This window comes from Trueperaceae bacterium (assembly GCA_036381035.1).
Taxonomy (GTDB): Bacteria; Deinococcota; Deinococci; order Deinococcales; family Trueperaceae; genus DASRWD01.
The window spans coordinates 32,723-46,062 of record DASVDQ010000003.1 but is presented as its reverse complement, the minus strand read 5'-3'; the positions used below and the strand labels follow the sequence as shown (position 1 = coordinate 46,062).

At 74.1% G+C, this 13,340-nt stretch carries 15 protein-coding genes; 10 read left to right on the top strand and 5 right to left on the bottom strand.

Going from position 1 to position 13,340, the window contains the following annotated elements; all coding sequences use genetic code 11:
• Positions 1–128 precede the first annotated feature (128 nt).
• Together VF202_00380 and VF202_00375 are read left to right on the top strand one after the other, a co-directional pair.
• On the top strand, positions 129–1,520 hold the full coding sequence (locus VF202_00380) for an NAD(P)/FAD-dependent oxidoreductase (GenBank protein ID HEX7038550.1): 1,392 nt from the start codon (positions 129–131) through the stop codon (positions 1,518–1,520).
• Complete coding sequence (locus VF202_00375; GenBank protein ID HEX7038549.1) at positions 1,504–2,304, top strand: inositol monophosphatase family protein; 801 nt, start codon at positions 1,504–1,506, stop codon at positions 2,302–2,304. The genes VF202_00380 and VF202_00375 overlap by 17 nt, the downstream gene beginning before the upstream one ends.
• An 84-nt stretch (positions 2,305–2,388) precedes the next feature.
• On the opposite strand, the gene menC is transcribed toward VF202_00375, so the two are convergent.
• Positions 2,389–3,495 carry an o-succinylbenzoate synthase gene (gene menC / locus VF202_00370; GenBank protein ID HEX7038548.1) on the bottom strand — a complete coding sequence of 369 codons (1,107 nt, stop codon included), beginning with the start codon at positions 3,493–3,495 and terminating at the stop codon, positions 2,389–2,391.
• Between the two features lie 69 nt (positions 3,496–3,564).
• On the bottom strand, positions 3,565–4,626 hold the full coding sequence (locus tag VF202_00365) for a hypothetical protein (GenBank protein ID HEX7038547.1): 1,062 nt from the start codon (positions 4,624–4,626) through the stop codon (positions 3,565–3,567).
• 68 nt (positions 4,627–4,694) lie between these two features.
• Here VF202_00365 and mnmD point away from each other — a divergent pair, with 68 nt between their 5' ends.
• A complete protein-coding gene (mnmD, locus tag VF202_00360) occupies positions 4,695–5,393 on the top strand; it encodes a tRNA (5-methylaminomethyl-2-thiouridine)(34)-methyltransferase MnmD (protein HEX7038546.1) in 699 nt (232 codons plus the stop codon).
• 14 nt (positions 5,394–5,407) lie between these two features.
• Positions 5,408–6,415: an FAD-dependent oxidoreductase gene (locus VF202_00355; GenBank protein HEX7038545.1), complete on the top strand. Its 1,008-nt coding sequence runs from the start codon at positions 5,408–5,410 to the stop codon at positions 6,413–6,415.
• A 20-nt stretch (positions 6,416–6,435) separates the two neighbouring features.
• Here the strand turns inward: VF202_00355 and VF202_00350 are convergent, their stop codons facing one another.
• Entirely contained in the window at positions 6,436–6,837 is a 402-nt protein-coding gene (locus VF202_00350) for an NADH-quinone oxidoreductase subunit 15 (GenBank protein ID HEX7038544.1), read from the bottom strand.
• Between the two features lie 47 nt (positions 6,838–6,884).
• On the opposite strand from VF202_00350, the gene VF202_00345 reads away from it, so the two are divergent.
• On the top strand, positions 6,885–7,121 hold the full coding sequence (locus VF202_00345; GenBank protein HEX7038543.1) for a hypothetical protein: 237 nt from the start codon (positions 6,885–6,887) through the stop codon (positions 7,119–7,121).
• Here VF202_00345 and VF202_00340 read toward each other — a convergent pair.
• A complete protein-coding gene (locus VF202_00340; GenBank protein ID HEX7038542.1) occupies positions 7,109–7,783 on the bottom strand; it encodes an HAD family hydrolase in 675 nt (224 codons plus the stop codon). The two genes, VF202_00345 and VF202_00340, sit on opposite strands and share 13 nt — an antisense overlap.
• Before the next feature lie 53 nt (positions 7,784–7,836).
• Here VF202_00340 and VF202_00335 point away from each other — a divergent pair, with 53 nt between their 5' ends.
• The 4 genes from VF202_00335 to VF202_00320 all read left to right on the top strand — a co-directional run bounded on the left by VF202_00335 (position 7,837) and on the right by VF202_00320 (position 12,135).
• The gene (locus tag VF202_00335) at positions 7,837–10,083 is read left to right on the top strand and encodes a UvrD-helicase domain-containing protein (GenBank protein HEX7038541.1); all 2,247 of its coding nucleotides are present in this window, start codon (positions 7,837–7,839) and stop codon (positions 10,081–10,083) included.
• Positions 10,084–10,291: 208 nt separating this feature from the next.
• Positions 10,292–11,104: a septum site-determining protein MinD gene (gene minD, locus VF202_00330; GenBank protein ID HEX7038540.1), complete on the top strand. Its 813-nt coding sequence runs from the start codon at positions 10,292–10,294 to the stop codon at positions 11,102–11,104.
• The gene (minE, locus tag VF202_00325; protein ID HEX7038539.1) at positions 11,104–11,340 is read left to right on the top strand and encodes a cell division topological specificity factor MinE; all 237 of its coding nucleotides are present in this window, start codon (positions 11,104–11,106) and stop codon (positions 11,338–11,340) included. The genes minD and minE overlap by 1 nt, the downstream gene beginning before the upstream one ends.
• A gap of 90 nt (positions 11,341–11,430) precedes the next feature.
• Positions 11,431–12,135 carry a response regulator gene (locus VF202_00320; protein ID HEX7038538.1) on the top strand — a complete coding sequence of 235 codons (705 nt, stop codon included), beginning with the start codon at positions 11,431–11,433 and terminating at the stop codon, positions 12,133–12,135.
• 15 nt (positions 12,136–12,150) lie between these two features.
• Here VF202_00320 and VF202_00315 read toward each other — a convergent pair whose 3' ends face one another.
• On the bottom strand, positions 12,151–12,537 hold the full coding sequence (locus VF202_00315) for a helix-turn-helix domain-containing protein (protein HEX7038537.1): 387 nt from the start codon (positions 12,535–12,537) through the stop codon (positions 12,151–12,153).
• Positions 12,538–12,756: 219 nt separating this feature from the next.
• Here VF202_00315 and raiA point away from each other — a divergent pair, with 219 nt between their 5' ends.
• Entirely contained in the window at positions 12,757–13,329 is a 573-nt protein-coding gene (raiA, locus tag VF202_00310; GenBank protein HEX7038536.1) for a ribosome-associated translation inhibitor RaiA, read from the top strand.
• Positions 13,330–13,340: the final 11 nt, after the last annotated feature.

Below are 13,340 nucleotides of genomic sequence, written 5' to 3'. Positions count from 1 at the left end.
CCCGGCTCCCCTTACGTCGCCCGGCCGCGCCAGTCCGCCGCGCGAGCTTGTACTATCTTTCACGAGGGACATAGGTCCCGCCGCCCGCGGGTCTTGGCGCCGCCCGCATGGCGGGGTGAGGAGCGCTCATGCAGGCACAGGCCAGGCCACGGGTCATCATCGTCGGCGCGGGGTTCGGCGGGCTGTACGCCGCCAAGGCCCTCAGGCACGCCCCGGTGGACGTCCTGCTCGTCGACGCGCACAACTACCACACGTTCCAGCCGCTGCTCTACCAGGTGGCCACGGCCGCGCTCGACGCCGGCGACATCGCGCACCAGGTGCGCAGCGTGTTCAGGAGCCAGCCCAACGTGCGCTTCCGCATGGGGCTGGTCACGAGGGTCGACGAGGACGCCAAGGAGGTCGAGCTGGAGGGCGGCGAGAGGCTGCCGTACGACTACCTGATCCTCGCGAACGGCGCCGTCTACAACGACTTCGGCACGCCGGGCGTGCGCGAGCACGCCTTCGCCTTGAAGGACCTCGACAAGGCCGTCAAGCTGCGGAGCCACATCCTCTCGCGCTTCGAGAGGGCCGCGGTGGACCCGCGGGCCATCGACGACGGCGCGCTGACGTTCGTGATCGTCGGCGCCGGACCGACGGGCGTCGAGATGGCCGGCGCGCTCGTCGAGCTGTTCCAGCGCGTGCTGCCCGCCGAGTACCCGGAGCTCGACCTGCGCGTGGCGCGCGTGGTGCTCATCGAGATGGGCCCCGAGGTGCTCCCGACCTTCGGCGAGTCGAGCCGCCGCTACGCCGAGCGCGTGCTCAGGCGCCGCGGCGTCGACGTGCGCCTGCGCTCGGCCGTCGTCGACGTCAGCGCCGACGGCGTCACCCTGAGGTCCGGCGAGTTCATCCCCTGCCAGACCGTCATCTGGGCGGCAGGCGTGCGCGGAGACCCGCTCGGCGAGGGGCTGGAGGCCGAGCTCGAGCGCGGCTTCCGCGTCGCCGTCGAGCCCGACCTGAGCCTGCCCGGCCACCCGGAGGTCTTCGTCGTCGGCGACCTGGCCGGCGCGAAGGACGCCGAGGGCAAGCTGCTGCCGCAGGTCGCCCAGGTCGCGATCCAGGGCGGCAAGCACGCCGCCCGCTCGATCGTCAGGCGCCTGCAGGGCCGGCAGGCCGAGCCGTTCGTCTACCGCGACCTCGGCAACATGGCGATCATCGGCCGCAGCGCCGGCATCGCCGAGCTGTCGCGGGTCTTCCTGGGGCTGCGCTTGCGCGGCTTCCTCGGCTGGCTCGGCTGGCTCTTCCTCCACCTGATCTACCTGCCCGGGTTCCGCAACCGCCTCTCGGCGGTCATCAGCTGGGCCTACAACTTCTTCACCTACGACCGCCACGCCCGCCTGATCCTGCGGATGGGACCGGGGCGCGGCTTCGAGACCCTGCGCGCCGAGGCCTCGCCCGGGGAAGCCCGGCGAGACGAGTGGGAGCGCCCGCCCGTCCACGAGGAGCGCGTGCCCGTGGGGGCGGGGCATGGCGCCGGACACTGACGCCTACCTGCGCACGGCGATCAGGGCCGCGCGGGAGGCGGCCGCGATCCAGCTGGCCGAGCGCGGCACCGACCTGGGGGTCACGACGAAGTCGTCCGACATCGACCTCGTCACCCGCGTCGACAGGCTGTGCGAGGAGCGGATCAGGGCCGTCATCGCCGAGGAGCACCCGGGTCACGCCGTCGTGGGCGAGGAGCTGGGCCAGGAGGCCGACGGCAGCATGCGCTGGATCGTCGACCCGCTCGACGGCACCGTCAACTACGCCCACGGCTTCCCCTTCTACAGCGTCTCGATAGCCCTCGAGGCCGACGGCGAGGTGATCGTGGGCGTCGTCTACGACCCCGAGCGGGACGAGCTCTTCGCGGCCACGAGGGGCGGCGGCGCGACGCTCAACGGCCGGCCGCTCGCCGTCACCGCCACCTCCCAGCTCAGGCAGGCGCTCCTGGCGACGGGCTTCGCCTACGTCGATGACCGCATCAACCTCAACCTCGAGGTCTTCGCCCGCGTCCTGCCGCGGGTGAGGTCCGTGCGCAGGCCCGGCTCGGCCGCCCTCGACATCTGCTACGTCGCCAGCGGGCGCATCGACGGCTTCTGGGAGCTCGGCCTCAACCCCTGGGACGTCGCCGCCGGCGTGCTGATCGTGCGCGAGGCCGGCGGCACCGTCACCGGCGACGGCGGTGCCCCGTACCGCCTGGGCGATCGCGTGCTGGTCGCCAGCAACGGCCACGTCCACGCCGCCCTGCTCGACCTGCTGCGGCTCGACACGGTGCTGGCGCGCATGTGAGTCGGCGCGGCGCCCCGTCGCGCGCCGCCGCGGCCGGTGCACCGCCGGTCGGTCCGCGGCGCCCTCGTCCCCCGCGGGACGCCCTCAGACCTCCAGGACCCGCACGGTCTTGCGCTCGATGAGGTCGCGGCGCAGCGTCACGCCCAGGCCGGGACCGCTGGCCGGCAGCGACTGCACGCCGTCCACGGCATCGAGGCGCTCCTCGACGATGTCCTCGTCGCCCCAGTAGCGCGTGGCGCTGGCGGTGTCGCCGGGGAGCGTGAAGTTCGGCAGCGTGCTCAGGTGGAGGTTCAGCGCGCGCCCGATGCCCAGCTCGAGCATGCCGCCGCACCACACCGGAGCCCCGAAGGCCATGGCCACGTCGTGCAGGCGGCGCGCCTCCAGGAGGCCGCGGACGCGCCCGACCTTGACGTTGATGACGCGGCAGGCGCCGAGCGCTAGCGCCTTGCGGGCGTCGGCGGCCGAGTGCACCGACTCGTCGAGGCAGACCGGCGTGGCGAGGCGCGACTGCAGCGCGGCGTGGTCGACGAGGTCGTCGTGGGAGAGGGGCTGCTCGATGTAGTCGAGGCGCAGCTCGTCGAGGGCCGCGAACACGCGGGCGTCGGTGAGGGAGTAGGCGCTGTTGGCATCGACGGTCATCGGCATGTCAGGCAGAGCCTCGCGCACGGCCCGCAGCGGCTCCACGTCCCAGCCGGGCTTGATCTTGAACTTGAGGCGGCGGTAGCCCTCGGCGGCGTGCCGCTGCGCCACCTCGACGGTCTCCTCGACCGTCGGCTGTATGCCGAGAGAGGCGCCGACCGCGATGCTCGTCCTCACGCCGCCCAGGAGCTGCCACAGGGGGAGGCCGGCGGCCTTCGCCTGCAGGTCCCAGAACGCGCACTCCAGCGCTCCGACGGCCATGTTGTGGCCGCGCACGCGCCTGACGGCGTCGAGGAGCTGCGCCGGGGTCGCGAAGTCGCGCCCCACCACCTGCGGCAGCACGTACTCGGACAGCGCCGCCCAGGCGGTCGCGCTCGTCTCGTAGCTGTAGCCGGGCACGTTGCCGGCCGTGACCTCGCCGTAGCCCTCCAGCCCCCCGGAACGGAGCACGAGGACGACCTTCGTGAGGTCCCTCTCGACCCCGAAGCTGGTCTCGAACCTGAACCTGAGGTCGGCACGTACCTCGCGCAGCTCGACGCTCTCGATCTTCATCACGGCCTCCGGGCACCGAGCATAACCACGCCGCACGGGCGGCCGGCTCCCGGACGCCGGCCAGGGGGGCTAGAACTCGTCGGGGAACTCCAGGCGAGGGCGCGGGCGCTCCTCGGCCGGCTCCTCGGCGCGCGGCTCGCCGACGGCGACGGCGTCCGCCGGGCGCGAGTCCCCGGTCTCCGGCGCCTCGTCCTCGTGGTGCAGCCGCTGCGGCCGCGCCCCTGGCTCGTGGCGACGGCTGGGCGGCAGCGGCACCGCGAACGGTCCGCCGGGCTCGCCGTCCACCGCGCCCGCGCGCGCCGCCGCCTCGCTGGCCGCCCGCGCCGCCTCGCGCCGGGCACGGGCCGCCTCGCGCCGGGCACGGGCCGCCTCGCGCCGGCGCTCCGCCAGGGCGCCCACCGTCTCGCCCAGCCAGCGGCGCAGCGCGCGGGCGGCCGCGTCGAGGCGTGCCCTGGCCGCCGCGCGTCGGGCCGCGGCGCGCTGCATGCGGGTCACCTGCTCCGAGGCGGTGCCGCGCGAGGCGTCGACGCGCTGCCGCGTCGCCCTCACCCGGTAACGCAGGTTCCACGGCTCCCACTCCAGCGGCACGGTGACGCGCAGGTTCTGCGGCCGGGCCTTCGTGGCGAACACGAACATCTGCAGCGTGCCGCGCTCGCCGGGCAGGTCGCGGACGTCGGCCACCACGTCGACGGCGCCGTTGGGCGGCACCACCGCAGAGGCGTCGGCGACCACCGGCAGACGCCCGCCCCCCGTCGTCAGGGCGACCTCGAGGAGCTGGACCGGGTACGGGTTGAGGTTGTTGAACGTCACGCGGAGCTGCATGTCGGCTTCCGCCGGCGCCACGAGGTGGGCGGGGCGGCGCGGCCCGCCGTCGGCGGCGGCCGCCGGGTCGTGCTGGCCGAGCAGCGCGACGACGCCGTTCGTCAGCAGGAACTGCGGGCCCCTGGCGCGCCGCCGGCCGCGCCACCGCAGGGAGACCAGCAGGGCGAGGAGGAGCGCCGCGCCGGCGAGGACCAGGTAGGCGTCGCGGCCCCACGTCGCCGGGTCGAGGCTCACGCGCGACGCCGCCGCGACGACGATCTCGTAGAGCCGCCGCAGCGCCAGCACTGACTGGTCCCAGACCTCGGCCATGCCGCCTCAAGCGTCGCCGTCTCCTCGGCCGCGACATGTCAGCTTACCGGGGACGACCTTAGAGTGACATGGTGGGGCCACTAACGACGCTGGACGGGTCTCTCACGCTGGCGAGCGAGCGCTACGGCGAGACCTACCGCTCGCGGCGCGGCGCCCTCACCGAGGCCAGGCACGTCTTCCTCGGCGCCTCGGGCGTGGCGAAGTTGCTGCTGGAGCGCGGGCGCGCCGCCGTGCTCGAGGTGGGCTTCGGCACGGGCCTCAACTTCCTCGTGACCGCGTGCGCCGCCGCGCGAGCCGGCGCCGCCCTCCGCTACGTGTCCGTGGAGCGCGACCCGCTGCCCGCGGCGGTGGTCACGGAGCTCCGCTACGGCGAGCTGCTGGCGCCCTGTGCGGTCCCGGCGTCGCTGAACGCCTGGCTCGCCGGCCTCGGGGGGCGTCCGAGCGCGGGCAGCCACGGGTTCTCCGCGGGGAGGGTGGAGCTGGAGCTAGTCGTCGGCGACGCCGCGGAGGTGGCGCCGAGCCTGCCGACGGGCGCCTTCGACGCCGTCTACCTCGACCCGTTCAGCCCCCGCGCGAACCCCGAGGCCTGGGAGGAGGAGCTCCTCGCGCTCCTCGTGCGGGCCCTGCGGCCGGGCGGGCGCCTGGTGAGCTACAGCGTCAGCGGCGAGGTGCGGCGGCGCCTGGCCGCGGCCGGGGCGTTCGTGAGCAAGGCGCCGGGCCCGCCCGGGGGCAAGCGCGAGTCCCTGGTGGCGGAGAGGCCGTCCTGAGCCGCCGCCGTGACGTGATCGTCGTCGGGGGCGGCGTCGCCGGCCTGACTCTGGCGCACGAGCTGTCGCGTCGCGGCGCCCACGTGACGCTCGTCGAGAGGACCGCGGCGCCCGCCGGGGCCTCCGCGGTGCCGGCGGCCCTCCTCAACCCCTACCGCGGGCGCACGGCGCGGGCGAGGCCGACCGACCTGGCGGGTCTGGAGGCGTTCTGGCGCCTGGCGCGCACGCTGGAGGAGGAGGGGCTGGACCCCGGCGCACGCGCGACCGGCGTGCTGCGCGTGGCGCCGAGCCCGCGGCAGGCGGCCCTGTGGCGGGAGGTGGCCGCCGCGGCGGGGGACGGCACGCGCTGGCTGGCCCCCGACGAGGTCCCGGACGGCGTGCACGCGCCCCACGGGGCGCTGCTCGCTCCGCGCGGCGGCTGGGTCGCGCCGGAGAGGCTCCTGGCAGCGCTGGCGTCGGCGTCCGCGAGCCGCGGCGCCGAGCTGCTGCGCGGGGTCGAGGCCACGGGCGTGGCGGCCGCGCCGGGCGGCGCCGTCGTGACCACGTCGGCGGGGCCGCTGCATGCGCGCCGCGTCGTGCTCTGCCCCGGCGCCTCGCCCGCCCCGCCGGGCTGCCGCCTGCCCCGCCTTGTCGTCGAGGGCGGCGTGGCCGCGCTGCTGCGCCTGCCGGACGACGCCGCCGAGCTGGACCTGCCGCCCCTGGCGGGGGCGGTGAACGCGGTGCTCGCGGCCGGCCGAGCCGTCGTCACGGGCGGCTCGCTGGCGCCCGAGCGCCCGCCCGACGACGAGCTCCGGTCCGCCGCCCTCGGCCTGCGCGACGCCGCGGCCTGGGCGGTGCCCGCCCTGGCGGGCGCCGAGCTCGAGGCCGTCTGGTTCGGGGTGAGGGCGCGTCGGCGTTCCGGGAGGCCGGTGGTGCGCCGCCTCTCCTCCGCCGTCACCTACTACGGCGCCCTGGCGGGGCGCGGCTTCCTCTGCGCCGCCGACCTGTCGGCGCGCCTGGCGGACACGCTGACCGCGCCCTGAGGCGCGGTCGAGGCCACGTCTCAGCCGGCCACGGGCTCGCCCACCCCGAAGAGGTCGTCGGCGAGCGCGAAGAGCATGTCCCGCGTGAACCTGCGGCGACCCTCGGCGAGCCCGCTCCCGTCCGGCGCCAGCGTCAGCTTGCGGTAGACGTGGCTGTCGTACGGGTGCAGGACGACCTCCTTGAACACGGCGTGCCGGGGGCTGGCGTTCGCCATCAGCACCGGCAGGCCCGTCGCGGGGTCGGAGAGGCTCGCCACCATGATCGTCGTGGGCAGGTCGTAGGGCCTCTCCATCCTGTAGATGTAGTCCGGGAAGTCGGACTCCTTCGTGAAGGCGGCGCCCTCGCGGCTGGCGGCGTACTCCCTCATCCACTCGAGCATCTCGGCCCAGGCGCGGTAGAAGGCGACCTGCCTCTCGTCCATGCGGCGAGTCTAGCGCAGAGCCCGCGGCCGGCTCACCGCCGGGGCCCGTGGCCGTAGAACCGCCGCCGGTCGACGCCTGCCGGGCCTGCGACCCCGTGGCGCGCGAGTACCGCCCCGGCGTGACGCTCGAGCCGGGCGACGAGGCGACCTGGGTCTGCCGCCGCGACGGGTCGCTCGCGCCGCCCCGCGGGCGGGCGGTGCCGGAGCGCGACGGCGTGCCCTACCTCTGCCCCGCGGCCGCACGCACCTCTCCCCGGCCGCCGGCGTCGTCCTACAGGCCGTAGCGCGACCTGAGGAGGGCCGCCAGCGGCTCCATGCCGCCCACCGACGCGACGCCGAGCTCCCTGCCGTCGCGGTCGGAGCCTACGAGCACCGCCTGCATGCCGTAGTCGAGCGCGCCCCGCACGTCGACGACGGGGTCGTCGCCCACCATCAGCGTCTCCTCCGGGAGGGTCTCGAGCCCCGTGCAGGCCAGGCCGAACACGCGCCGCGACGGCTTGCGCGCGGCCACGTCCCTGTCGCCGGAGACGATCACGACGCGGAAGCGCTTCTCGAAGCCGAGGGCCCCCAGCGCGGCCCGCTGCATGTCCACCGGCCCGTTCGTGACGAGGCCGAGCCTCACGCCGGAGCCGTCGAGGTGCTCGAGGAGCTGCGCCGCGCCCGGCGCCGGGCGCACCTCCGAGGCGTAGCGGGCCGTGATCGACGCCGCCACGTCCTCGAGCCCGGGCGGCGGTCGCTGCTCGAGCCTCTCGAGCGTGCGCTCCAGCGCCGTGGTGAGGTCGAGGGGCCCGTCGCTCGTCAGCTCCTGCTGGACGATGGAGGTGAACCGGTTCATGTCGCACCTCTCGAGCCCGAGCTCGGTGCGCGCCATGGCCATCAGGCCGCCGAAGTCGCCGGCGTAGCCGCCGAGCGTGCCGTCGAGGTCGAAGCAGACAGCCCTGATCACCGGGGCACAGCCTAACGTCTCGGGGCTCCGGGCCCGCGGTATGCTGGACCGCCGTGCCCGTCGACGAGCTGCTAGCACCCCTGAACGAGGAACAACGCGCCGCCGTGACCCACTTCCAGGGGCCGGCCCTCGTGCTCGCGGGAGCCGGGTCGGGCAAGACCCGCACCGTCGTGCACCGCATCGCCTACCTGCTCGCCGAGCACGACGTCCTGCCCCAGCAGGTGCTGGCAGTGACGTTCACGAACAAGGCGGCCGGCGAGCTGAAGGAGCGCGTGGCGGGCCTCATCGGCGAGCCGGCCAGGGACCTGTGGGTCTCGACGTTCCACTCCGCCTGCCTGCGGATCCTGCGCACCTACGGGGAGCGCATCGGCCTCAGGCCCGGCTTCGCGATCTACGACGACGGCGACCAGCTCGACCTCCTCAAGGAAGTGCTGAGCGGCCTCTCCGGCATGGCCGACGCCAACCCCCGCACGTTCCGCTCGCTGATCGACAGGGCGAAGTCGAACCTGTGGAGCCCGTCGCGCCTGCGGGAGGAGGGGGAGCGCGCCTGGGGGCGGATCGTCGCGGGGCTGCCCCTCGAGGCCGTCGCCGACGTCTACGCCCGCTACCAGGAGCGCCTCGCCGCCGCCAACGCCGTCGACTTCAACGACATCCTCGGCCGCACCGTGCAGCTCTTCGACGAGCACCCCGACGTCCTGCAGCGCGTGCAGCAGCGCGCCGTGTTCATCCACGTCGACGAGTACCAGGACACCAACGCCGCCCAGTACCGCCTCACGCAGCAGCTCGCCGAGACCTACGGCAACCTCATGGTCGTGGGCGACCCCGACCAGAGCATCTACGCCTTCCGCGGCGCCGACGTGCGCAACATCCTCGACTTCCGCCGCGACCACCCCGACGCCCAGGTCTACAGGCTCGAGCTGAACTACCGCTCGGTGGGCAGCGTGCTCGCCGTCGCGAACGCCGTGATCAGGCAGAACCAGGGCCGCCTCGAGAAGGAGCTGAGGCCGGTCAAGGACGGGGGCGAGAAGGTCAGGCTCTACCGCGCCGCCGATCACCGCGCCGAGGCCGACTTCGTGGCCCGCACGATCGAGCGCCGCAAGGCCGAGCTGGGCCTGCCCTACCAGGCCTTCGCCGTGCTGTACCGGACGAACTCGCAGTCGCGCGTGATCGAGGAGGCGCTGAGGCGCGCCAGCATCCCGGCCCGCATCGTCGGCGGCGTCGGCTTCTACGACAGGCGCGAGGTCAAGGACGTCCTCTCCTACGCGCGCGCGGCCCTCAACCCCGCCGACGACGTCTCCTGGCGCCGCGTCCTCGGTCGGCCCAAGCGCGGCATCGGCGGCACCACCGAGCAGCGCCTCGTCGCCTGGGCGGACCGCAAGGGCGTCCCCTTCTCGGAGGCGCTGCGCCGCGCCGCCGAGGTCGTGCCCGGCACGCCGGCCGTGAAGCGCGCCGCCGAGTTCGTGGAGCTGATGGACGACCTCTCGCGCCAGGCCGACGAGCTGCCCGCCGCCGCGTTCCTGGCGTCCGTCATCGACCAGACCGGCTACGCCGACGCCCTGCGCCGCGAGGGCACGCACGAGGCCGAGGCCCGCCTGGAGAACCTCGACGAGCTCGTCTCGGCCGTCACCGAGTGGCAGGAGGAGCACCAGGGCAGCATCGCCGACTTCCTCGACGAGGCGGCGCTGCTCGCCAGCGTCGACGACAGGGCGGTGAAGGCCGTGAACGGCGAGGTGGAGGACGATGCGGTCACGCTCATGACCCTCCACAACGCCAAAGGGCTCGAGTTCCCCGTGGTCTTCCTCATCGGTCTGGAGGAGAACCTGATCCCGCACCGCAGCGCCACGGGCAGCCTGCAGGAGCTCGAGGAGGAGCGGCGGCTGCTCTACGTGGGCATCACGCGCGCCCAGGACGAGCTCTACCTCGTCCACGCCGAGTCGCGCCTGGCGTTCGGCCGCACGGAGCCGACGCGGCCCAGCCGCTTCCTCGAGGACATCCCCCGCGACCACGTCGTCGAGACCGACGTCTTCGGCCAGGAGCTCGCGACGGCCGGGTCGCGCTCGAAGTTCGGACGCGACGTCTGGCGTCCGCCGGTCCTGCCCCAGTCGAGCCTGCGGGGGTCCGGCGACGCCGGGTCGCTCCCCACGTTCCGCGGCGGCGAGAGGGTGAGGCACCCGAAGTTCGGCACGGGCACGGTCGTCGGCCTCTCCGGCGAGGGGGCCCGCACCGAGATCACGGTGGTCTTCGAGTCGGCCGGCGCCAAGCGCCTGCTGCTGAAGTACGCCAGCCTGGCGAGGGCCTGAGCGTCCGCGCGGCGGTTGGGGCGGCTCGGCCGCCTGTCGGCGACCGCCGACGCCGGCGTGCGCGGGCCGCCGGGAGGCGAGGGAGACGGGCCGAGCCGCTCCGGGTTCGGCCCCTCCTGGATGGTATAGTCCCGCGAACCCTGTCCCTTGGGAGGCCGAGGGCGGCGCCTGGGAGCCCGGCGCCGGTTCCTGGAGGAGGGACCACAGAGTGAACGCCAAAGCCATCGTGGTGACGTCTGGCAAGGGTGGCGTCGGCAAGACGACGACCACGGCCAACGTCGGGGCCGCACTGGCGCGCCTCGGTGAGAAGGTCTGCGTCATCGACACCGACGTCGGACTGCGCAACCTCGACGTCGTCATGGGGCTCGAGGGTCGGGTCGTCTACGACCTCATCGACGTGTTCGAGGGGCGCTGCAAGCTGAAGCAGGCCCTGATCCGCGACAAGCGCGTCGACAGCCTCTTCCTGCTGGCGGCCTCGCAGACGCGCGACAAGAGCGCGCTATCAGAGGCGCGCATGAAGGAGACCGTGCGCACCCTGCTGGAGGACGAGGGCTTCGACCGCGTCCTCATCGACAGCCCGGCCGGCATCGAGTCGGGCTTCCAGACCGCCGCCAGCGCCGCCGACGGCGCGCTCGTCGTCGTGAACCCCGAGGTCTCCAGCGTCCGCGACGCCGACCGCATCATCGGCCTGCTCGAGGCGCGCGAGATCCCCGAGGTGCGGCTGGTCATCAACAGGCTGCGGCCGGAGATGGTCAAGCGCGGCGACATGCTCGAGGTCGAGGACGTCCTCGAGATCCTCGGCGTCAAGCTCATCGGCATCGTGCCGGAGGACGAGAGGATCATCGTCTCGACGAACGTGGGCAACCCCGCGTCGCTCGAGGACGGGGGCGGCAAGCTCGGGGCCGGCACGGCCTTCCGCGACATCGCCAGACGCATCAAGGGCGAGGACGTGCCCTACCCCAGCTTCGAGCCGCAGGGCGGCTTCCTGGCCGGGCTGAGGCGCCTGTTCGGGGGCGCGTGATGTTCGGCCTGTTCCGGCGCCGCCGCTCCAAGGACGAGCTCAAGGAGCGGCTCAAGCTGGTCCTCACCTACGACAGGGCGAAGCTCTCGCCCGGCAGCATGGAGGACCTCAAGCGGGAGCTGCTGTCGGTGATCAAGAAGCACTTCCCCGCCGCCGACGCCGACTACGACGTGCGCGTCGAGCAGCAGGGCGAGCGCATGGTGCTGATCGCGAACCTCCCCGTCAAGGGGGCCTGAGGGCAGCCACCGACGGGTCCGCAGCACGCCGCGGGCGCGGCGTGACGACCTAGTGGGGCGTGAGCGGCCCGTCTGCTACCCTCGGGCCGGATGGGCTCCCGGCAGTACCTCATCGCCGACCCAGACCCGGGACAGAGGCAGCTCCTCGACCTCCTGCTCTCCGACGGGGAGAGCACGATCGCCCAGGTCGAGAGCGCGAAGCAGGCGCTCGAGTTCCTCAGGACGAACACGCCGGCCCTGGTGGTGCTGGCGTACGAGCTCCCCGGCATGGCGGGCACCGAGGTGTGCAAGCGCCTGAAGCTCGTGGCGCGCCTGCAGCACGTGCCCGTGATCGTGACCGTGGACCCGGGCGAGGCCTTCGGCGTGCCGGAGGAAGTGAGGGCGGCGGCCGAGGACGCCGGCGTCGACCTGCTCGTGCCCAAGCCGCTGGGCGACAAGGCGCTGCGGGAACGCGCGACGCGCCTGATCCTCGCCGCCGAGCTGAGGCAGGCCCGCGCGCCGGCCCGCGTGAAGCACGACACCGCCGTGATCGAGGAGTCACTGAAGGAGCTCGACGCGCGCCAGGCGGGCGGCGCCGCGAGGCCCGCCGCGCCGGGCCAGGACGGCCAGGCGCAGGGCGCCCGCCCCGCTCCGCGGGCTCCGGGGGGTGAGGCCGAGGAGATCGAGCGCCTGCGCGGCGAGAACGCCAAGCTCAAGCAGCGACTCCTGGCCCTGCAGGACCAGAACGACAGGCTGCGCGCGGAGGTCGAGGAGCTGAAGCGCTCACGGCGCGGTCTCTTCGGCCGCCGGCGCTAGGACCGCGTCCTAGGCCTAGGCGTCCCTGACGTGCGAGCCGTTGCGCAGGTGCGCCGCGGCCCAGCTCCTTATGGCGGCGATGACGCGCTCGAGGCCCAGGCCGGCCTCGGTGAGCGAGTAGCTGCAGCGCCCGCCGGCGCGGCCGGGCTCCTTGTGCAGCACGCCCAGCTCCTCGAGCCTCGAGAGGCGCTGGGTCAGCGTGGTGGGGTTGCAGCCGCCGACGATGCGGCCCAGCTCGTTGAAGCCCTTGGGCCCGTCGAGCAGGGCGTGGACGATGTGGAGCACCCACTTCTCCTGGAGGACCTCGATGCCCTCCCCCGCCGCGCAGCGCCTGAGGTCGCGCTCCGCACCGGGCCTGCCGTTGCGGACCGGGCGCTCGGAGGACGCCTGCGACCCGGCCACGACGCGACCGTCACCGGCCGCGTGCGACCCGCCGTTAGCCGTCCTGCTGCGCTCTCGCGGGGCCACCGGGAAGACTGTACCACCAACGCCAGGAACGCCGTCTAGCACAGCCGACAACCCCTCCGCCAGGGAGCTCTGGCCCTGGGGCGTCCGCGGGGCCGGTGGTAGACTCACTTCCCGGGGGCGCGGCTGCCCTCGGGAGCGACCGAAGGGAGCGCCATGAACATCTACAAGCTTGTCGGCCGCAACCTCGAGGTCACCGACGCCATGCGCACCTACGCCGAGGAGAAGCTGGCCAAGCTCGACCGGGTCTCCGACCAGATCGTCGACGCCAGCGTCGTCATGTCCTTCGACACCAAGGAGGACGCGGCCAACCCGGCGACGGTCGAGGTGCAGGTGAACCTGCCCAACGGCATCATCCGCGCCGAGGAGCGCGCGCAGGACACCTACGCCGCCATCGACCTCGTCGTCGACAAGCTCGACAGGCAGCTCAAGCGCTTCAAGGGCAGGCTGCTCGCCAGGCGCCAGGAGGCCGCCCCGCCGCCGCCGGACGCCGGGCCCGCCGGCGCGGGCGACGAGGAGGCGGAGGGCGAGGAGCCGGACGAGAGCCCCCGCATCGTCAGGGTCAAGAGGCACGTCTTGCGGCCGATGGCGCCGGAGGACGCGGCCCTGCAGATGGAGGCGCTGGGGCACACGTTCTTCGTCTTCCACAACGTCGACACCGACCTGATCAGCGTCATCTACCGCCGCCGCGACGGCGACTACGGCCTCATCGAGCCCGCGCAGGGCTGAGCGACCCGGAC